The sequence below is a fragment of the Candidatus Accumulibacter contiguus genome (assembly GCF_036625285.1).
In the GTDB taxonomy this organism is placed as follows: domain Bacteria; phylum Pseudomonadota; class Gammaproteobacteria; order Burkholderiales; family Rhodocyclaceae; genus Accumulibacter; species Accumulibacter contiguus.
Map to the genome: position 1 here is coordinate 296358 of NZ_JAZKUC010000001.1, position 18633 is coordinate 314990.

Here is an 18633-nt window from a genome sequence, read left to right on the forward strand (position 1 = left end):
CGTGGGGCTTCTGCTACTTCAACAACATGGCCATCGCCTTGGAAAAACTCAGGAACGAGGGAAAGATCAGGAAAGCCCTTGTCCTCGACATCGACCTGCACTTCAGCGACGGGACGGTCGATATCCTCGACAGCAAGGGCTATTCTGGTGGCGGACGATTGCGACGACCCGCCGGGCTGCTCGGCGGCATCCTGATCCATCCTGGGGTGGTCGCCAATGACCGTGCTGTCTGTCGGTCAGTCCGGCATGACCGTTGGCGGTGATCCGCTTGCGCACCCCCCGATAGTTCACGGCCGCTTAGGCGGGAAACTCAGGACTCATACTCAGATCGTCACTTGGCTCGAACGCTGGAGGGGCGCGCGTCTGTCTTGGTGTCCTGTGCCGCGACGCCGGATTTCACACTGCCGTCCGGCATCGGGACCGAGATTGGGGCGACCTCCACCTTGGCCACGCCTTCGTCTCGCGTGATCCCGATCTTCTGCGCCGTGGACGGCGAGAGATCCACTATCCGCCCATTCACATGCGGCCCACGGTCTTGAATGGTGACGACCGCGCTCTGTCCGGTGTCGATGTTGGTGACCTTGGCGGTGGTGCCGAGCGGTAGCGTCTTGCTTGCCGCGTTGCTACCGTGCGGCCTCATTGCAGTGCCGTCCGCCATCTTTTTACCTGTAGACTTTTTCGAATAGAACGAAGCTTCACCAACTCGCTTATGGCCCGACAGATCAGGGTTGGGCCTGGCTAGCGCCTTGGCATGCCGTGACGACACCGGTTCCTGTGGTGCGGGGCTCCCTACGGCATGAGCATGGGGTGCCAACAAAATCGCGCCGACGCCGACGCTCCAGACGATCACAAACATGGCGGATCTATTGAATCGGGAGAACTTCGGCATGTTGTCAATGCTCCTTGAGGGGGTGATGGTGATTGGGCGCGCCGGACTTGACATCGATTTGCGTCACAGGCCCAGAGTCGCGTCAATCGTCTCGTCGGCAAAGGCGATGTGGTAAGCGGGCGAAGGTGTACCACATCCTCAAAAACGCCTATCTGTCGCGATACGCCAACAGCCGGATCAAACGCCATCTCGCCGGTAGAGGTAGATCGCCGCCCTTTGTTGTGGTTGGTCGAGATCGCCTTGCCTGCAAGTTCAGCATTTACGGTCACAAGGATATGGATTGAATTCGATTCATTCTGTACGGTAGCGCGCAAACAAGAAGATGGACTGCGGGTATGATCGGGCTCACCCATCCCAACGAGTACGCCTGACCATGACTACTTTTCCCGCCCCACCCCGTGCGCTGCCCGACATCGATTGGGTCGAAATCCCCGGCGGCGACTATATCTACCAGGAAGGAAAGAGCCGCTCGCTGCCGACTTTCTATATGGCACGCTACCCGGTTACCAATGTGCGCTACCAGGCCTTCATCGACGCCGGCGGCTATGACGACGAGCGCTGGTGGCAAGGAATCGAGCGCACGCAGCCACAAGAGTCGCGCTGGCCGCAGGCGACACGGCCATGCACCAGCGTCAACTGGTACGAGGCTGTGGCGTTCAGTCGTTGGCTCAGCGAGCAACTCGGCTACACCGTGCGACTGCCGAGCGAAGAGGAATGGGAACGTGCGGCCCGCGGCCGCGATGGGCGTGCCTTTCCCTGGGGCGACGATTACAGCACGGGCTACGCCAACATCAACGAGACCTGGGATAGCCCCGGCGGCCAGAAGCTCGAGCACACCACTGAGGTTGGCGCCTATCCGCAGGGCGCCTCGAAAGAAGGCGTGCTCGACCTGGCCGGCAACGTCTGGGAATGGTGTCTCAACAAGCACGACCACCCGCAGCAGGCCGAGGCCGATACCAGTGGCGACGCCCGCGTCCTGCGAGGGGGATCGTGGTATGGCAACCCCGACGCCGTGCGCAGCGCCGAACGCAACTGGAACGACCCCAGCGAGCGGGTCGATAACGCCGGTTTTCGTCTGGTGTCGTCTGGTCCAATTCGCTGACCCGCGGTTTTCTACCGATCGTCCAGCCATCCGCCGCCAATGAAAAAGGCGGTCAAGCTGACAAAACCTTCGCTCTGTTTGGACAGACGCACACTGGCCGTGGTATCCACGTTGGTAGTCGCCAATCCCGCTTTCTCACAGGCGAACGAAAACGCCATCGTGAAGCAGGCAGCGTGAGCTGCAGCAAGAATTTCCTCGGGGTTGGTGCCGGCTCGGGCATCCTCGAAGCGGCTGGCAAAACCATAGGGGTATTGGTTCAGCGCACCGGTCTCGGTGCTGATCGTGCCCAGGCCCTTCTTGCCCTGGCCTTCCCAATGAACGCTGGCGGTCTTTTCAATCATGTTCTTTCTCCTTTTTACCGGGTTTGGCAGCTGGCTTGCCAAGCAAGTCTAGCGGCGCACGGAAGCACCGTCTGTTTGCTATCGCACCGACAGCACGGGTGAGCCATGCAAACGTGCACACTGCGCAGACGCATGACTCTCGCGAGGGCCCAATACGATCCTACCCCACCGACGTACTCGCTACCGACCGGCGCCAGAGGTCTGCCAGGAACTGGTGACCAGTCCCCTGTAACCTTGAAACGAGGCCATGAAAATATCGACCACCGGAACGTGCTCCGAGTTAGAGGCCATCCTCGAGCGGCAGCGGGCGACGGGCGCCATCGAAAACATCCACATCAACCTTGCTGGACAGCAGGCAAACACGCTCCTGCACGACGGCCATGCCTGGAAGGACTTCGCCCGCCTGACGCTGGCCGGAACCCACCGCGCGGTACGCTCTGCCAGCGCTGGGGCCTCGCCAATACTAGTCCACGCCAGTTTCGCCTTCGTGCATGCCGTCGAGCATGGGGCCAAGCTGCACGAACCGCTGCGATCTTCGGTCGAGGCCATCCTCGAATGCGAAGCGCTGGTCCTGTCGAGTCAGGCACCTGCCTGTGTCGTGCGCCTCGGCTATCTGTACGGCCCGGAGAGCGATGATCTGCGCGCCTATCGCACTGCCTTTAGTCTCTGGCGGCCGTACTGGTCTGGGCCACCCGATGCACCGCAGTATCACCTCCATCAGTTCGATGCCGCCTCTGCGCTGCTCGCCGCAGCCAGACCACGAAACGTCGGAAAAATACTCTACGCTACCGATGGTGTCGCGGCTTCGTTCATGCGGCTGATGGATGCGTTTGCGAATCGCGTCGGGCGGCGAGCCCCACTGCATCTGCCATTGTGGTCGAAGCCGCTGGCCAGAGTGATCATTTGCGAAGAGCACATGCAGCAAGCCGCTCTCCCGATGCCACCTCGAACACCGACGCCGCGCGTGCCGGGATGGAAGCCGAAGTTTCCTGACTACCGGGCAGGGCTCGATCAGGTCATCGAAGCCTGGGGCAATTGAGCCGCCTTACGGCAGAGATGATATGGAGACGCCGAAAATGCAGGCAATGGCAAGCCGCTCTCGACAAGCCGATAGAGCTTTCTCAGACCCCGGTTGAACCAGGAGAGACGACTACGGAGCATTTTCTTTACACTCCAGTGCTCGTCCGAGGTCTGCTCCTGGGCTTTCTTTTCCAGAGGGGTCGGGCACTCCAGTTGATCCTGACGGCCAATGCGGACACACCAGTGCAAAGCCAGGGCCATGATCAGCAGCATCTTGTCCAGGCGATCCGCCTGTTCGAGGTGGGTCTTCTCCCATCCAAAGCCGCGCGATTTGAATCGACAGATCCGTTTGGTCCATCGACAGGAGGACCGTCTGACCGCTACTACTGGCCATCTGCAGAGATTCTCGGGCAAAAGGCTCCAACTCGCGATCACTGCGCAGCTCACCCGTCGACAGGAGGCGTCGTAGCCATTGCTGCCGCATATCCTCACGCGCCAAGTCCAGCGGCAGCATCGCCGCCAATACCGCCGTATTCGCGGCAACTTCTTGAGCACCGTCTTCCGCAACCAGGGCATCATCCCCTCCATCCCTTTCCGGATCTCGTCCGCCAACGTTCGCACTGAACCCATCTCGATCGCCTCCTCAGCGTGTCATTTGCATAGCCTCAAATAGTACATATAAACTGATGGGTGTTAAGCGCCGGCGATAAACGTCCGTCCCAAGCCCGAAACATTGGCCACTACCGGTATGCCCCACAATCGGGCGAGCCTGATGCTCACGCCGCTCGAACGGTTCGAGCGTCTGGCGGCGCTGATTCCGCCGCCGCGCCGACATCGGCATCGGTACCACGGCGTACTGGCAGCCAACGCACCGCTACGCGTACAGGTCACCGCGCTTGCCGGCGTGCCGGACAGTACGCCGCGTGCAGCAGCGACTGATCCACCTGAGCCCATCGCCACAACCGCTTCGCAGATCAACCCGCGCCCAACCCGTCGTCCATGGGGACAGAGGAAGCACCGGGAGAAGAGGAAGCACTCCTGCGTCGCGCCGCCCGCTACGTCTGGGCGCTGCTGCTCGCGCGGATCGATGAGGTCTTGCCGCTCGTCTGCCCACGCTGCGGCGGCGAGATGCGAATCATCGCCTTCCTCACCGACGCCTGCGCCGTGCGCGACATCCTGACCCATCTGGGCGAGCCGACCTCGCCGCCACGCCTGATGCCCGCCCGTGCGCCGCCGCTCTGGGAGAGGCTCGACGCTACCATGGGCGAAGACGACCCGCAGGCTCAACCGGCGCCGGAGTTCCAATTCGACCAGCGTATCGCCTAGTAGGTGCGGGAAGGAAGTAGCCATGCGCAAAGGTCCAGACTGAAGCGAGACGAGCCGTCATCGCCCGTCGTGGGACGACTCGTGCGGGGCGGGATTCGGATGACTTTTTAGAGGATCCCGGGGCCAAATTCGAGATTGACGCTGCTTGATGAAGGCTCATATATTCTCGTCGGTGCCGTTGGATTTCCTAACCTTACTTCGCGGCGGACTCCATCTTCGGCACCGCGGGGCGCGGCGAGTCAGTGACGATCCTCGCCCCGACGTCCTTCAGCAGGCGCTGGAATTCCGGCGAGTCCATGATGATCGTTCCGGCTGCGGCCCGCAGGCGATCGACGGCCTCGTCTGGCAGCACAAAGGACGTCGGTTGCTGATTCAGATAGGCGAGTTCATCCTTGTCCTTCAGTGCCGGGAATGACACGTCGATGGCGTAGATCTCGGCGTTCGGCACGCGCAGCGCGGCGGCGACCACGGGATCCTTGTTGGTGGCCATTGCCGCCGACCCGCCAATCAGGCGCAAGGTCTGCCAGCGCGCAGCCATGTCTCGCAGCAGTTCGACCGCTTCGTACGAGTAGCGGTCGATCGGCACGCCGGCCGACTTCAGCAGGATGTTCACGGTGCCGGGCGGGGCTTCGGATTCGTCCCAGTTGGTCGGCGGCGAAGAGAGTGAGTTGACGATGAAGACGATGATCCGGCGCGCGCGGTCGAGCGGCGTTGGTGCGCCAGCCTCGTGCAGGGCCTGCGAGATCTCCAGCGAGTCGAGCACCGAGCGCATGCCGACGTTGTCGGAGACACCGCCGTCCACGAGGTGCAGGTAGGGCCGGTGGACGCCGTCGCCGTAGGCCTGCATATCCTTCAGCGAGCGGATCGCCCGCGCCGCTGGCCGGGGAGGTTCCGTGGCGTTGGCGAACAGTTGCATCCAGGGGGGCAGCCGCGTATCGCAGGTGCCGCCATAGTTGTTGATCGTCACCGGCGAGAGCACCACCGGCACGGCCGACGACGCGGCAGCGGCACGCGACAGTGGCACGGCATTGAGATCCGAACAGATGACATCGAAAGTGCTCTGGTTGAAAACAAAACGCGCGCCGGTCGAGATGTCGGTGGCCGACGCCAGGATCAGCGGGCCACGGCCGCGATCCAGGTCGCCGAAGGTGGCGCCATCGAAGAGGATCTCGTCGTACAACTGGGCGGCCAGTTCGGAACGACCCCAGCCCAGCGACCACAGGGCCCCCCAGTTGCTCGGGCTGAAGGTACGGGCGATGATTTCGCCCTGCACATCGCGCTTCAGGAAGCGTTGCTCGTAGTCGGAGAACAGCTTGTCGCCGTAAAGGCCGTAGGCCAGCGCGGTGAAGCTGCCACCCGAGACGCCGGTGATGATGTCGACGGCATCGAGCAGGCGCACGGTGTTGCCGTCCGGTCCCGTCACCTCGGTACGCCGAAGGAACTCCAGGACGCCGTACGAAAAGGCAGCAGCGCGTGTGCCGCCGCCCGAGAACGCGAGGACGACCAAGTTTTCCTTGTGCATGCCATGCGCCTGGCGCGTATCGAAGCGGTAACCCGTGCGCGGGTCGGCCTTTGTAATCGGCGGGTTGATCGGGCGGCTGGCACAGCCACCGAGCGCGAGCAACAACACAGCAGCCAGCAGGAGTGGGGTACGAAACAGAGTCATCGGTTCGGGCCAGCGGATAGAGAAAGTCCGATTCTACCCCCTTCCTATTTCGCGACAATCGCCCGCTGAGCTGAACAAACCGATCACCGGTTTGCCGATTGGCCGACCGGCTTGCCTGTGCCAGGATGCGATCCATGTCGAAAACCATGCAAGCCGCTATCCACTCCTTTCTGATTGTCCTCGTCCTGTGGCTTGGTGCGTTGGCGCTCGACCGGGCCGCGGCGCAAACGGGCGGTCGCGGCGCGCCGCCACTGCTGGTGACGGCCGATGTGCTGCAGGCCAAAATCAGCGAGGCCGAAGGCAACCCCGAGCTCGACGCCAAGGGTCGCGCCGGTCTCATTGCCCTCTACCACGACGCCCTGAGCAACCTCAAGAAAATCGACGCCCACACTGCACGCACCGACACTTTCGCGGAAACCATGCGAACGGCGCCCCAGGAGACCGATCTCGTCCGCCAGCGGACCGCCGCCTTGAAGAGTGCGGATCCGCCGTCAGCGAGGCCCGACGACGCTGAACCGACAGGTGTGCAGATCGCCCGTGATCTCAAGCGAGAGGAAGCCGATCTGGCGGCGGTGCAGGCCCTGCGCGCCGACATCGAGCGGCAACTGGCCTATCAGGAAAACCGGCTGACGGCAATTCGCCAGGATCTCGCGACGGCCCAGGAGCAGCAGCGGGCGATTGCTGCCGCACTGCAGAGTGCACCCGCTGCCGACGGGCCGGAGATGCTGACCGAGGCCAGGCGCTGGAGCGCGGAAACCCGCTATGTCGCGCTGAGCACCCTGATTCAGGCGCTTGATCAGGAGCTGCTCAGCCTGCCGATGAAATGGGATCTCCTCGGCGCGACACGCGACGAGAAGACGGTCAAGATCGATCGCATCGGCCAGCGGGTCGGCACCCTGAAGGCGCTGAACAGCGCCTGGCGGGTGGAGCAGGCAAGGAAGGCAGAACGCGCAGCGGAGCGCATGCTGCAGACCGCGGCCGGTCTGGGCCCGACCCTGGCGGCCTTCGCCGAGCAGAATCTCGTACTCGCCAGAGATCTGAATGCGGTCACGCGGCCCCTCGCTACGCTGGAGAAGGAACAGGCGCTGGCGGTGCAGCTGGGCGAACGGATCCGGGCCAATCACCGGCGCGAACAGGCGGCAACGGAAATCAGCGCGCTCAGTGCGGGACTCGGCCCGCTGCTGCTCGCGCACCGGCAGGCGCTGCCGGACCTGAAGGTCTACGAACGCAAGGCGCGCGAACTCGCGCAGCGGATTGCCGAAGTCAACGTACGGCGTCTGCGCTACCTCGACGAGGCGGCGCGTGTCGCCAACGGTCCGGCAGCCGCCGCCGAACTCGCCGCCGGACTTCCGCCCGAACAGACGGATTCCCTGCACGAGACGCTGCAGGCCCTGATCGGGCAGAGGCAGGCTCTGCTGAGCCAGCAACTGGAGACCGAGGCGATGTATCTCGAACGCTTGCGCAAGCTGCGCGCCGCCGAAGGCGAGGTGCTGGAGGCCACGCGTAGCTACGACAGCTTTCTCGAAAAACACCTTAAGGATGTTGTTGTTTTCGTTCTCGATTTTCCATCTGGCACGGCCGGGGGCGACGATCTCTGCGACCTGCTCGTCGTCGATGGGTAGCGAGGTGGCGAAAGCGTTGTGGTAGAGGATCGTGCCGTCTGCGCGGGTGGTGGTGAGTTCGCACCACTGGACCGTCAGCGCCTCGTCCTGATTACGCAAGGGCACGTCGCTGACATAGCGATAGGTGTCTGTGTCAGCGGCGTTCTGAAAGTCATCTAAATTTGGCGGTTTGAAAGTCCTGGGCTTTCTTCGTCGATCTTCTTCGATGGCTTTTATCTGAAGGTCTTTTTGCCTCTTCTTCCTCGCTCTTCGGTCTTCTTCGTTCTTCGCTTTCTTTCCGTCCCTATCCGCTCATAGTGTGCTGTGCAGCGCGCTTTTGCGCCGCATTTTTAGCGGGATGAGAGGGCCGTCATGGTGCGAACAGAAGAGCGCAACTGTCTGTTTTGCCACGCATGCTTCGTCGCCGATGCGAGGAACGCGAGACACCAGAAATACTGTTCGGCGCCGGCGTGCCGGCAGGAGAGCAAGGCCGCCAGTCGGCGGGCCTGGCTGGCCAAAACGGAGAACCTGGACTACTTCCGTGGTGCCGAGAACGTCGCGCGGGTGAAGGCCTGGCGAGCGGCCCATCCGAGGTACTGGCAACGGCCGAAAGGCCAGGGAGTGGCAGCGGCAGTAGATCCGATTGCGTTACAAGATGTCTTCATGGCGCAACCGATTGAAATCACTGAAGATCCTCAAGAGGTACGGCAAGCTGTGTTACCAGATATCTTCCTCGATCAAGCGGCTGTTTTGATTGGCTTTATTGCTCACTTTACCGGCACTACGTTACAGGATGACATTGCCAGGAGTGCCCGCCGGCTGGTAGAACTGGGGAATGACATCTTGGCGGGAAGGAATGGTGATGACCATCAAGCGCGTTCTTTGTCCGGAGCGGATCCGGCAGATTCCGATTCATTTCAGTTGGCTCGACCACCGCCTGGTACGCGAGCGGCACATCGAGCGCTGTGATCCGCCAGCGGCGGCATTGTACCTGTTTCTGGTGACGGTCGCCGATGCCCAGGGGCTGAGGGGTGCAATTGGAAGTGCGACTGTGGATCAGGCCGCCTGTTGTCGTCTGGACTGCCAATAGCTGTCCCACTCCTGGTTGGCACGGCAGACACGCAGCGCCAACATGTGCTTGGCGTTTTTCAGTTTCCACCAAGCGCCAGCCCGTTTGAGACGGTCCTGGATGACGTAACGGTGTGCACTTTCGATTTCACCGGAACCTATTGGCAGCTCGGCCAGGAGCGCGTCTTGATAGTTGAACTGTCCCGGGCGATTGGTGAGATAGCGATGCGCCGCGCGCACCGGAGCGTTGTCATCGGGAACGGTGTCGTCCTCGCCGAATCGGTGCAGTTCGTCGACGACGTCCTGGAGACGGTTCTGTTTCAGCCGATCTTTCTGCGTTTCTAGCCAAGGAACGCCCACGAAATAACTTCCCGGTTTTATGCTGTTGAATTTGGCAGGATGGTGTAATTCCATGGGGGCAGTAGTGCATCGGCGACGATGCGCAGGGATGCCTTGAGATCAAGCGCCGCTTTCCGTCCGGTTTCGTAGACGCGATCGATAATATCGACGGTGACCTGAAGTCCAGTTCGAGTCTGGGTACGCTCGATCAGTTGTTTGACCAGAGGCACGCTTTCAAATACGACGCCTTCGCAAGCGCGCGTGACATGGGGGAAGACGCGGTGCTCAATCGGATTGTGCTTGGAGCAATACGGCGGGAAGTGGGCGATCCGAATTTCCAGCTTGAGCCGATTGGCAAGCGCTTGCAAGTCCTGCTGAAACAACGGCGAGCGTGAGGGGTTGCTGCCACCGCCATCGCACAGAATCAATATCTTATCGGCATTGGGATGATCGTGACGTCCGTGCAAAGACCACCAACGTTCCACGCTGTCACACGCGAACTGCGTGGTGTCATGACTCGTGCCCAGATTGACATGGGCTTTGTTCAAACCGATGTCGTACAAGCCATGCGGTACGACTTTGCCTTCGCTATAGCTGGGAAAGTCATGATCCAGCACGGCCAGGGTCTCTCGGGTGTAAAGCGTGCCGTTCCGGTAAAAATTGCCGAGCATCTCTTTCTTCTTGGTGTCCATGGAGAGTACGGGCTGACCAGCCGCCAGGTACGCGGCCTTGAGCGCTGTGATGTTTTCAAACTGCGGGTTGCGCTCAGGGTGCTGCTTGAACGACGTCTTCTTCTGCGCCTGACGGCGAACAAAGCCATGCTGCTTCAGCAAGCCAAGCCCTCGCCGCCGTGCTGGCGATAGCCCACGCTGTCTTCCCTGCGGCCGTCAGGTAGTCACAGACATGGTAGAAATCGACGAGGAAGTGGCCGTGGAGTCCGAACTGCTCACTCACTTGATCGGCAATCCATGCGGCGCCGTCGCTGACCGCATGGACCTGGGTCTTCCGCCCCAGTCCGGCCTGAACCGCCGTGCGCAATAGCGTCTCTCCGACTTGATCGGGCGGTCCCACGGTGGCGCCGAACACCGGGGTGACCGAGCCAGGCGGATGGACCAGACTCAATCGCGCTTCCTTCCAGCCCACTTGGCGGGTCTTGCGGCGGTCCACTTTCGCGCTCTGGTCGTTCGATTCGGCCATCTCCACAACGGGAATCATGCTCCCGTCGATCTCGGCGATCAGTTGCGCCACCCCGTCTCGTTCCGGGATCTGTGCCGCCGCTTTCGGGCACTCGTCGATCGTCTGAGCATGCTGCAAGACGATCGACCAGCACGTACTGGCGCACACCTCGATACCGTAATGCTCTTTCAGCTTCTGCGGAATGCGCGCCGCGGGCGCGTCCGCCCCAAAATCGACGATCGCTCGCTGCAGCGGCTCCGAGCAGCCCCGGCAGACCACCTCCGCCGAACGCGTGAATGGCCGGATCTCCGGCCCACGGGTCCCTTGCCGGAAGACCTGCTCCGCTACTTCGATCTGGCCGTACCGGGTCTGCCAATAGACGTTTTTTTTCCTTCCGCTGCACGCCCGGTTGTTGCGCCACCTCTTCTTCCTTCCGCTGCGCTTGCCGTCGCGCCCAGCCGTGCAACGCTTCGTTGCCCAGCTGCCGCAATTCCTCCGTCACCCGCCGCTCCGCCTCCGCCGCCTTCTCGACATCGCCGGCCGCGTTCTCGACCACCGCCAACAACGACTCCATCTTCGCCCGCAGCTCGGGATGATCTCGCAACCGATCTTCCAAACTCCGACTCGGCTTGAGTCGCCCCTCCATTTCCGACCATTGTTCTGACATGGGTTTCGCTCCACGTTGAAGTAACCCATGACTATTTACCTCACCTCCGGCCATTTGTCTAGTGCCGAATGCCACCGACCACCACCTCGCACCGGCGCCAGTCGCACTTCCGATTGCACCCATTTGGCCGCGCGGAGTATATCTGAACCAGGTATGCCGATACCTGCGCAGCGAGTTTCCCCGGCTACCGACCTATCAGCGGTGTGTCGAGTTGCTTCCACGCTGCGCGATCGCGCTGGCCGCCCTGTTCGAGGCGCTCACGGGCAAGTGCTCCGGAGTGTCGATTGCGGATTCGACTCCTATCTCCGTCTGCAAGAACTTGCGGATTCCTCGCCACCGGGTGTTCCAGGGCATGGCGGCGCGGGGCAAGAGTTCTACCGGCTGGTTTTTCGGTTTCCAACTCCCTTTGGTCATCAATCACTTGGGCGAACTGCTGGGCGTCAAGCTGACCCCAGGAAATGTCGATGACCGCAAGCCCTTGTGCGACTTTGCCGAGCGGCTCTTTGGCAAGCGGTATGCGGACAAGGGCTATATCGCCCAGTGACTGACCACCTTTCTCAAGGATCTCGGCATCGACTTCGTGACCCAGGTCCGGAAAAACAGGAAGCCCGTCGCCCTCGATCCCTTCGACCAGGCGATGCTACGGCAACGATCCCTCGTGGAAACCGTCATCGACGAACTGAAAAACCTCTGTCAGATCGAGCACACCCGCCATCGCTCGCCCATCCATTTCGCTGTCAATTTGCTGGCTGGCCTCATCGCCTATTGCCTGATGCCCAACAAGCCCAGACTACCGCTTCAGGACTTCCGCCGGCTCTCACCGTCCCCCAAACTTATCCGGCGGATCTACTTGAGTTCGATGTTCCAGCTACGCAGTATGCCGACGTCGGCCCGGGCGCGATCCGATACGTTCAATGTCCACGTTCCCATCATTGGTTGACCCACCATTCCGCTAAGAACACCTGACACTGCCGAGTCGAAGGTCGTAATCAGATTGTCCGCAGAACCACCAAGCTGCGGATGCAATATGACGCTCCGACCTGTAGGCGAGGTAAGGGCGACCCTTAGATCACCGATAAAGGTGTGCTGAATATTCACCCCGACCTTGATTTGGGTAACTGTGCCCGACTGCGCGATGACAATCGCACTCGAAATGCCTGCGGTCTTGTTGTCGGGAATGGTTGCCATCGGATTCTTCTGACCGGACGCCACCGAAACAACCGGCGCAGCGCCCACCTTGAACTTGATCTTTTCAGCCGGCGCAGTAATGTCCGAAATCACGAGTTGAGAATCGCGGCCGTCCCATTCTCGCGAATTGGGCACTGATGTGGCAGACAGCGCGATGCCCCCTATCGCACCGTACAGGTCGTTGCCGTCGCCGGCATTCACATCCAGTTCGAGGTCGCGGCGGCCGTCCGCCTGGAGCAAAGCGCATTGGTAGTGTTTCAAGGCGGTGCCCTGTTGCAATTCGTTCGATCCCATAATGTCGCAATGGTAGACCGCAAGGCCACTGGACGGTAAACCACGGTCAAAACCCATCCTGGTACGATTTTCAACCAAAAAATATTCGTTGGGCTTGGACGTACGGTACTTCATCACGGTATTGTAGTCACCACTGCGTGCCTCGTGGGTAGCGCTGGTAGCCAAATCGATCTCGTTATCGCACCAGCCTGCAAGGTCGCGCAGATAAGCACAAACCGGCGAGGGGCTGCGTCCGCCATCATTATGATTACCCGACCCCATCAGACAATAGCCACCTATGCCTGCGCTCTTCACGCTGTCGCCGTCGCGCTCGCCGTAATCGTACATGTCCGGAAATCGGCACAGCAGGTGGCCATTTTCGTGACAAAATGTGCCGATGGTCAAATCTGCTGGCGTGCGGCCAAGACTGGTCAGCAAATAGAGGTCGGTCCTCACCGTCCCGAAATGCAGATCAATGTGCCAGTTATGCGGCCAGAGCTCGCCACGATACTGGGTCTGACCCGCATAGAGCACGTTCAACGCATCCACGATGCCCTCATTGCGTGAATCGAACTGCGTGATATCCAACCCATCCGCCACGGCAAGCTGAAGCGCCTCCTCAACCAGCAGATTGTTGAAATAGAATTCGCGATTCCTGCTGAGCGTATAGGGGCCCACGACAATGTTGGTGTATTTAAGCTTACCTGACGACATGCGCTCAAAGTACTCTCGGGCCGAGCAAATATTGCCGTTGCGGGTGTAGTTCACCCCGTTCAACATGTCGTCCACGTCAGCACGCGACACGGTGCTCGCGACGTCCTGGAAATTCACCAGAATTGTAAGGCCCTTCACCGCGCCCGATGAAAGTGAGCGGCCCTCTAGCAGCCCCTGGTTTGGACCCAGCGTCCGTACCACTTCCGCCTCACGTTGACCGCCAGACATCGCGGCGCGGCGCAACTTGCGTGCGCTGGCGCGGGCGACAATGGTGTCCTGAGATTCCTGCAGATGCCGCACCAGCCCAGCAGGTACTGTTTCCGATAGCGGTATGCCCGTCGAGCGGAAACTTCCTGTCGATAGGCGCGCGTAACAAAATACGCCGAGCTCATCATCGTAGACGGCAGAGTAGCCGTCCATGTTCTCGTAGCGTGCGTAGTGCTCGTCGCCAAACACTTTGAGGGCGATTTCTGGACCCTTTGACTGACCGAAAGTCAGGACTTCACCGAATATTGCGCTCATTGCATTACTCCTTTTTGGGTGTAGCGCGCCCGTGCCGTTCCATTTGCAGAGTGCGCTCGTGGATTTTTTGCATCCTGACCTCGTCGGACTCCGTCACGTGTCGCTCAATGTCCGCTGGCTCTGGCGATGTTACGCCTACGCCTGTTGACTCAAACTTGCCGTTGACAACCCGTGCATAGCAAAACAAACCCAACATTTCGTCATAGATGACCGAGAACCCCTCAGGGGTTTCATAGGTGCCATAAAGTTCAGTGCCTCGCACGATGAGGTCAACATCCGGTCCATTGGCCTGAGCCAAAGACACCTTTTCGCCGAACATACCTACCATGCGAGAGGCCTCGTAAAGATTTATCTTGTTCGAGTGATCCTGACAAGTATCTAGTTGCGGCGCGCGGTTGCCTTAAAAACTGTAATCTCACTCCAAGTAACAAGTCTAGTCTTACTCAACACATTTGCAATATACTTTGGATGTAGGCAAAAACGAATGAATCGCAAGTCTCTACAAGAGCTCCTATTGTGTAGAGTCGAGATGTGAGCCGTAGGTTCGGCTTGTCTGTTTCCGTCCCTTTCGTCTGACGGTGCCCCAGTAGCCTGGCCATCGCCCCGTTTCCACATCCCGCTCATCGAACCGGACGTGCGGATATGTGGCGTTGCGAGGGCACGGCCATGATTCATCGAAGATCCAGTCCGCTGAGCGCCCCATAAATTTGTTGGTTACAGCGATCGAAGAAACGCCATCAGTGCCGGATCGTTAGCCCAACGTCGTGTTACCTTGGGGTGGTCGGTGACCTCGCATTTCAGAGTGTGGCCGCAACGATTAAGGAATCCGTGTTCTTGCGACAGACGAGCGCCAGCCAAGGCACGCAGCGCTTGGATGCTCTCCTGCCACAGCAGGTACTGGCGCTGCTTGCGTCCTTTGCCAACGATACGGACAGTGCCGGAAGTGAAATCAAGGTCACCGACCGTCCGATGGGCCGCTTCGCTGGCCCGTGCGCCCGTGTTATAGAGAAACAGCAGCAAGGCATGGTCGCGGTCGCCTTGAGATGTGCGCCGAACGTGGGAGTCGATGGCTCGATAGGCCGGACTGACTCGACCCAGGCAAAAATAGTTCGCCCAGCCGATCAGTTTCCGGTTCAGCCGCCCCACGACCACCTCGGCCTCCAGTATGGTCCGGCTGCGGTCGGTTTCCTAAATGATGTTTTCCACCATTCGTTTGACGCTTCTCGGCGAGGGCCGGGTGCCGATGTAGGCGCGCCCAGTTTTTTGGCTGTAGCACCGCTCGAAGGTGTATCCCAGGAAGTCGAACCGCTTTTGCGGTATTTGACACAGAGGTGTCTTGTCGTCGTTTACCGTCAGCTTCAGTTTCTCCATCATTCCGCGCATCGCATCCATGGCATCCTCTGCCCGGCCTTTCGCTTTGGCATGTAACGCGGTCCGCAGTTTCTGAACGCTTATCGGAGTTTGCAGGTTGCCCAATCTCGTGTCCCTTCCCGCTTCTTGCGTTGGTCTTGAACTGAGGCCCCTTTCCTCCATCGGCATTACCCGACTTCATCGGTACCACGGGCCTCTCCGCCACCCCATCTCGCCCAGCCTGTCCCTCGCGGGCGTCCGGTTGGTCTTGCGCTTGACCACGGGATGGGGCTTCCCGTGTTGCGTCTGCCTTCCTCTTCCACACATGCCGTCACCAATACCCCGGCGGAACCACAGACTGCGTTTCGCTCGCATTCGCCTGTGACATCGGCCTTCCCCGTATTCACGCCGGGTCGGCTTCCGCATCACCCTTTTCGAAGCCTGCACGGAGGCAGGATACATGCCGAGAACCGCGCTAATGGCGGGGCACGCTTCCTCATTTCTCTGCCTCGCCTCTGCTCGGTACACCGAATCGATGTCTGGTCACAAATGCTTACAAATCGCCCCAAGGAATCGTCATCGCCTGGCGCTTCCGGGCGTTATTTGATTCATGAAAACGACAACTACCTCCCTCTGCATCGTACTCGGCCTCGCGCTGGGTTGTTCAACTCCTGCTCTGGCCGATCGCGGCGACTATCGCGGCGACTATCGCGGCGATCACCGCGGCTACTACGCGCCGCCACAGCATGATCATCATCGCGGCCATCATTCGCGCGGATACGGCTGGGCTGCGCCGGCTGCCGTACTGGCAATTGCCGGCATCGCTGCCGGAGTCGCGGCCTCCAGCTACTACGCACCGCGCCAGGCGTATGTGGCACCGGCGCAGCCGGTCTATGTCGCACCGCAGCCGGTCTATGTGGAGCCGCCAAGCGCTTTCTGGAACTACTGTGGATCGCTCGGGCAGTATTACCCGAACGTTCGCCACTGTCCCGAAGGCTGGCAGCTGGTTCCGGCACGTTAAACGTCAGCGGTGCATGCGCCGATCCTCTCTGTCCGAGTAAGGGCATGCGGGGTCCTGTCGATGTAGATTATCGGCTGACATCGACGACGACCCGCCCACGTACCTTGCCGTCGAGCAATTCGCTGGCTACGGCGATGGCTTCGGAGAGACCGATTTCACGGGTCATCGCGTCGAGCCGGGCGATCTCGAGATCCTTGCCAAGACGCGCCCAGGCCTCCTTGCGCACCGCCAGCGGCGCCATGACGCTGTCGATGCCGTAGAGGGTGACGCCGCGCAGGATGAAAGGCGCCACCGTTGCCGGAAAGTCCATGCCGCCGGCCAGGCCACAAGCGGCTACCGCACCGCGATAGCGGGTGGTCGCACAGGCATTGGCGAGGGTATGGCTGCCGACGGTGTCGATGACACCGGCCCAGCGTTCCTTGCCGATCGGTTTGCCTGGCGTAGCCAGCTCCTGGCGATCGATGACTGCCGCCGCACCGAGTGCTTTCAGATGCTCGGCTTCGGCGCTGCGGCCAGTCGATGCCAGCACTCGGTAGCCGAGTTTGGCGAGCAGGGCGATGGCCACGCTACCGACTCCACCGTTGGCCCCGGTGACGAGAATTTCACCGTCCTGCGGCTGGATGCCGTGCCTCTCCAGGGCCAGCACGCAGAGCATGGCCGTGTAACCGGCGGTGCCGATGGCCATCGCCTGGCGCGCCGTGAAACTGCTCGGCAGCGCCACCAGCCATTCGCCCTTGACCCGCGCCAGCTCGGCCAGTCCGCCGCAATGCGTCTCGCCGACACCCCAGCCATTGAGGATCACCCGCTCGCCCACCGGCCAGGCCGGGTTGCTGCTTGTCGTAACCGTACCGGCAAAGTCGATTCCCGGCACCATCGGAAAGCGGCGAACGACCGGCGCCTTGCCGGTGATGGCCAGGCCATCCTTGTAGTTGAGCGTACTCCATTCGACATGCACGGTGACGTCGCCTGCCGGCAAGACGGTATCGTCGATCTGCTGGACTTGGGCCTGGTAAGCGGCGTCGTCTTTGGTGATCAGGATTCCCTTGAACATCGTGATTCTCTCCTTTGCTGAGTTGAATTGGGCCAAGCCACGACAAAGTAGCAAATAATTGCCTTCCAGGCAGGGCTTGTCGCAAGAAATCTCAAAAAGCCCACAGATTCCGAGTCGCCCGACTTTCCGGCGAGGCGACGAAGCAGGTGGAAAACGAATCGTTTACCCTGGATTGCCCCCAACAAGGCAACCCTGGTCCCCATTATCCTGCTTTGCTGGCCGTTGGTTGGCACCATTCAGAACGAGATTGACTTCGCCTGCAACGCCACCGATACTGCGTGCGGGCAGTTGCAATGCCTACAGGGATATCTTTTCTTGTACATTGGTTTAACAAAGGAGGGAAGACATGCGCGCAGTCACTATAATGCTTTCGGGATTTCTGGTACTGGGCCTCGCCGGCACCGCCGAGGCCAAGAAAGGCAAGGACGACGGGGGTGCAGCAGTCCCCGAATGCGGCAAGAACACCAAGGTCGCTCGGCTCAATGATGAGGGGATCATCACCCTCAAGGAAAAGAAGAAAAGAGGTTGCATCATCGACGTGAAAGCGCTCCATCCGACGCAGTCGGCGGTGGGAATGGACGCTGTCGAGTGCAAGGCAGCAAAGATATCGAGCAAGGCCAAGGCCGGAAAACTCGACGAGTATCTGCGCGAGGACAATCGCTGGGTTCCAATGGTGCGCGGTCCGGGCGGCATCTTCTACCTGACCGACCACCACCATCTCTCGACCGCCGTCTGGAATGCCGATATCAAGGACAAGGACAAGAAGGTCTATGCCTTCCTTCTCGCCGACTGGTCGAACATGAAGGAAGATGCTTTCTGGCAGCAGATGGTCAAACAGCACGACACCTGGCTGAAGGATCCCGCTGGCCAGGACATCACCCCCGCCCAGCTTCCCAAGAGCATCGGCAGCTTGCAGGATGACCCGCTGCGGACCCTCTCGGCCTGGGTGAGAGGAAGCTGTGGTTACGTCAAGTGCGATCCGCCCGGGGCCGCCAAGGACGAGGACGACCTGAGTTGTGCGGACAAGTTTCCGAATGTGACCTGCGCTGACGCCTACTTCCTCGAGTTCAAGTGGGGCGCCTACCTGGCCGGGGTTCCGGAGGTCAAGGATGCACTGGCGGGAGAGGCTTCCTGCTCGCAGCAAACCCCCCTGAACACCCAATGCCTCGACAATCAGTATGACAAGCTCAACAAGGCCCTGCCTGCGGCGATGCAAGCAGCGGCGGCACCTGCAGCGCAACAGGCGGTAGGCGAAGGCGCTGGCTACAATTCCGTTGTCCAGACCGGTATAGCGCAGCCCAAGCACTGCAAGTAGACGT

At 60.6% G+C, this 18633-nt stretch carries 18 protein-coding genes and 6 pseudogenes; 10 read left to right on the forward strand and 14 right to left on the reverse strand.

Translation table 11 applies throughout. From position 1 onward, the window contains the following. Positions 1–14: 14 nt before the first annotated feature. Positions 15–263 (forward strand): annotated as a pseudogene (locus tag V5B59_RS01460) (hypothetical protein); the annotation flags it as partial. A 68-nt stretch (positions 264–331) separates the two neighbouring features. On the opposite strand, the gene V5B59_RS01465 reads toward V5B59_RS01460, so the two are convergent. Beyond that, positions 332–889, reverse strand: coding sequence for a septal ring lytic transglycosylase RlpA family protein (locus tag V5B59_RS01465; protein ID WP_169070389.1), 558 nt, complete (start codon positions 887–889; stop codon positions 332–334). Positions 890–1262: 373 nt separating this feature from the next. Here V5B59_RS01465 and V5B59_RS01470 point away from each other — a divergent pair, with 373 nt between their 5' ends. Continuing rightward, positions 1263–1991: a formylglycine-generating enzyme family protein gene (locus V5B59_RS01470; protein ID WP_169070388.1), complete on the forward strand. Its 729-nt coding sequence runs from the start codon at positions 1263–1265 to the stop codon at positions 1989–1991. A gap of 62 nt (positions 1992–2053) precedes the next feature. Here V5B59_RS01470 and V5B59_RS01475 read toward each other — a convergent pair. Next, positions 2054–2332, reverse strand: a pseudogene (locus V5B59_RS01475) (OsmC family peroxiredoxin); the annotation flags it as partial. Between the two features lie 247 nt (positions 2333–2579). Between V5B59_RS01475 and V5B59_RS01480 the strand changes: the two are divergent. Beyond that, entirely contained in the window at positions 2580–3371 is a 792-nt protein-coding gene (locus V5B59_RS01480) for an NAD(P)-dependent oxidoreductase (RefSeq protein ID WP_169070386.1), read from the forward strand. On the opposite strand, the gene V5B59_RS01485 is transcribed toward V5B59_RS01480, so the two are convergent. Then, positions 3344–3625: a hypothetical protein gene (locus V5B59_RS01485; protein WP_169070385.1), complete on the reverse strand. Its 282-nt coding sequence runs from the start codon at positions 3623–3625 to the stop codon at positions 3344–3346. The two genes, V5B59_RS01480 and V5B59_RS01485, sit on opposite strands and share 28 nt — an antisense overlap. 499 nt (positions 3626–4124) lie before the next feature. Between V5B59_RS01485 and V5B59_RS26050 the strand changes: the two are divergent. Next, positions 4125–4169: pseudogene (locus V5B59_RS26050) on the forward strand (hypothetical protein); the annotation flags it as partial. 182 nt (positions 4170–4351) lie between these two features. Continuing rightward, on the forward strand, positions 4352–4678 hold the full coding sequence (locus V5B59_RS01495; RefSeq protein WP_169070379.1) for a hypothetical protein: 327 nt from the start codon (positions 4352–4354) through the stop codon (positions 4676–4678). A 193-nt stretch (positions 4679–4871) separates the two neighbouring features. On the opposite strand, the gene V5B59_RS01500 is transcribed toward V5B59_RS01495, so the two are convergent. Further along, the gene (locus V5B59_RS01500; protein ID WP_169070384.1) at positions 4872–6344 is read right to left on the reverse strand and encodes a patatin-like phospholipase family protein; all 1473 of its coding nucleotides are present in this window, start codon (positions 6342–6344) and stop codon (positions 4872–4874) included. A 146-nt stretch (positions 6345–6490) separates the two neighbouring features. On the opposite strand from V5B59_RS01500, the gene V5B59_RS01505 reads away from it, so the two are divergent. Beyond that, a complete protein-coding gene (locus V5B59_RS01505; protein ID WP_248594840.1) occupies positions 6491–7966 on the forward strand; it encodes a hypothetical protein in 1476 nt (491 codons plus the stop codon). Here the strand turns inward: V5B59_RS01505 and V5B59_RS01510 are convergent. Beyond that, positions 7877–8098: pseudogene (locus V5B59_RS01510) on the reverse strand (ISNCY-like element ISAtsp9 family transposase); the annotation flags it as partial. The gene V5B59_RS01505 and the pseudogene V5B59_RS01510 sit on opposite strands and share 90 nt — an antisense overlap. Positions 8099–8317: 219 nt before the next feature. Between V5B59_RS01510 and V5B59_RS01515 the strand changes: the two are divergent. Further along, a complete protein-coding gene (locus V5B59_RS01515) occupies positions 8318–8914 on the forward strand; it encodes a hypothetical protein (RefSeq protein WP_169070382.1) in 597 nt (198 codons plus the stop codon). An 87-nt stretch (positions 8915–9001) separates the two neighbouring features. Here V5B59_RS01515 and V5B59_RS01520 read toward each other — a convergent pair whose 3' ends face one another. Genes V5B59_RS01520 through V5B59_RS01530 form a run of 3 tightly spaced genes read right to left on the reverse strand, consistent with a single transcriptional unit; the run spans position 9002 to position 10807 of the window. Continuing rightward, entirely contained in the window at positions 9002–9373 is a 372-nt protein-coding gene (locus V5B59_RS01520; protein WP_169070381.1) for a hypothetical protein, read from the reverse strand. 17 nt (positions 9374–9390) lie between these two features. Next, on the reverse strand, positions 9391–10185 hold the full coding sequence (locus tag V5B59_RS01525; protein ID WP_332351487.1) for an ISAzo13 family transposase: 795 nt from the start codon (positions 10183–10185) through the stop codon (positions 9391–9393). Next, positions 10118–10807, reverse strand: coding sequence for a hypothetical protein (locus V5B59_RS01530; RefSeq protein ID WP_332351489.1), 690 nt, complete (start codon positions 10805–10807; stop codon positions 10118–10120). The genes V5B59_RS01525 and V5B59_RS01530 overlap by 68 nt, the downstream gene beginning before the upstream one ends. 518 nt (positions 10808–11325) lie before the next feature. On the opposite strand from V5B59_RS01530, the pseudogene V5B59_RS01535 reads away from it, so the two are divergent. Then, positions 11326–11994, forward strand: a pseudogene (locus V5B59_RS01535) (IS982 family transposase); the annotation flags it as partial. A gap of 47 nt (positions 11995–12041) precedes the next feature. On the opposite strand, the gene V5B59_RS01540 reads toward V5B59_RS01535, so the two are convergent. The 5 genes and pseudogenes from V5B59_RS01540 to V5B59_RS01560 form a co-directional block, all read right to left on the reverse strand. Further along, complete coding sequence (locus V5B59_RS01540) at positions 12042–13892, reverse strand: M6 family metalloprotease domain-containing protein (protein WP_169071881.1); 1851 nt, start codon at positions 13890–13892, stop codon at positions 12042–12044. A gap of 4 nt (positions 13893–13896) precedes the next feature. Further along, entirely contained in the window at positions 13897–14220 is a 324-nt protein-coding gene (locus V5B59_RS01545) for a hypothetical protein (protein WP_169071880.1), read from the reverse strand. 386 nt (positions 14221–14606) lie between these two features. Further along, on the reverse strand, positions 14607–14960 hold the full coding sequence (locus V5B59_RS01550) for a tyrosine-type recombinase/integrase (protein ID WP_308240196.1): 354 nt from the start codon (positions 14958–14960) through the stop codon (positions 14607–14609). After that, positions 14952–15062, reverse strand: a pseudogene (locus tag V5B59_RS01555) (group II intron maturase-specific domain-containing protein); the annotation flags it as partial. The gene V5B59_RS01550 and the pseudogene V5B59_RS01555, both read right to left, overlap by 9 nt. 18 nt (positions 15063–15080) lie before the next feature. Beyond that, positions 15081–15368 carry a hypothetical protein gene (locus tag V5B59_RS01560; protein ID WP_169071868.1) on the reverse strand — a complete coding sequence of 96 codons (288 nt, stop codon included), beginning with the start codon at positions 15366–15368 and terminating at the stop codon, positions 15081–15083. Positions 15369–15852: 484 nt separating this feature from the next. On the opposite strand from V5B59_RS01560, the gene V5B59_RS01565 reads away from it, so the two are divergent. Next, complete coding sequence (locus V5B59_RS01565) at positions 15853–16263, forward strand: hypothetical protein (RefSeq protein WP_169071878.1); 411 nt, start codon at positions 15853–15855, stop codon at positions 16261–16263. Between the two features lie 67 nt (positions 16264–16330). Here the strand turns inward: V5B59_RS01565 and acuI are convergent, their stop codons facing one another. Continuing rightward, on the reverse strand, positions 16331–17314 hold the full coding sequence (gene acuI / locus V5B59_RS01570; RefSeq protein ID WP_169071877.1) for an acrylyl-CoA reductase (NADPH): 984 nt from the start codon (positions 17312–17314) through the stop codon (positions 16331–16333). A 346-nt stretch (positions 17315–17660) separates the two neighbouring features. Between acuI and V5B59_RS01575 the strand changes: the two genes are divergently transcribed. Further along, positions 17661–18629, forward strand: a complete 969-nt coding sequence (locus V5B59_RS01575; RefSeq protein ID WP_169071876.1) for a ParB/Srx family N-terminal domain-containing protein — start codon at positions 17661–17663, stop codon at positions 18627–18629. The last annotated feature ends 4 nt before the right edge of the window (positions 18630–18633 follow it).

Bases quoted from the DNA above. Each gene is read 5' to 3' on its own strand.
- V5B59_RS01465 (WP_169070389.1), bottom strand. From the start codon at position 889: ATGCCGAAGTTCTCCCGATTCAATAGATCCGCCATGTTTGTGATCGTC.
- V5B59_RS01470 (WP_169070388.1), top strand. From the start codon at position 1,263: ATGACTACTTTTCCCGCCCCACCCCGTGCGCTGCCCGACATCGATTGG.
- V5B59_RS01480 (WP_169070386.1), top strand. From the start codon at position 2,580: ATGAAAATATCGACCACCGGAACGTGCTCCGAGTTAGAGGCCATCCTC.
- V5B59_RS01485 (WP_169070385.1), bottom strand. From the start codon at position 3,625: ATGCTGCTGATCATGGCCCTGGCTTTGCACTGGTGTGTCCGCATTGGC.
- V5B59_RS01495 (WP_169070379.1), top strand. From the start codon at position 4,352: ATGGGGACAGAGGAAGCACCGGGAGAAGAGGAAGCACTCCTGCGTCGC.
- V5B59_RS01500 (WP_169070384.1), bottom strand. From the start codon at position 6,344: ATGACTCTGTTTCGTACCCCACTCCTGCTGGCTGCTGTGTTGTTGCTC.
- V5B59_RS01505 (WP_248594840.1), top strand. From the start codon at position 6,491: ATGCAAGCCGCTATCCACTCCTTTCTGATTGTCCTCGTCCTGTGGCTT.
- V5B59_RS01515 (WP_169070382.1), top strand. From the start codon at position 8,318: ATGGTGCGAACAGAAGAGCGCAACTGTCTGTTTTGCCACGCATGCTTC.
- V5B59_RS01540 (WP_169071881.1), bottom strand. From the start codon at position 13,892: ATGAGCGCAATATTCGGTGAAGTCCTGACTTTCGGTCAGTCAAAGGGT.
- V5B59_RS01545 (WP_169071880.1), bottom strand. From the start codon at position 14,220: ATGGTAGGTATGTTCGGCGAAAAGGTGTCTTTGGCTCAGGCCAATGGA.
- V5B59_RS01565 (WP_169071878.1), top strand. From the start codon at position 15,853: ATGAAAACGACAACTACCTCCCTCTGCATCGTACTCGGCCTCGCGCTG.
- acuI (WP_169071877.1), bottom strand. From the start codon at position 17,314: ATGTTCAAGGGAATCCTGATCACCAAAGACGACGCCGCTTACCAGGCC.
- V5B59_RS01575 (WP_169071876.1), top strand. From the start codon at position 17,661: ATGCGCGCAGTCACTATAATGCTTTCGGGATTTCTGGTACTGGGCCTC.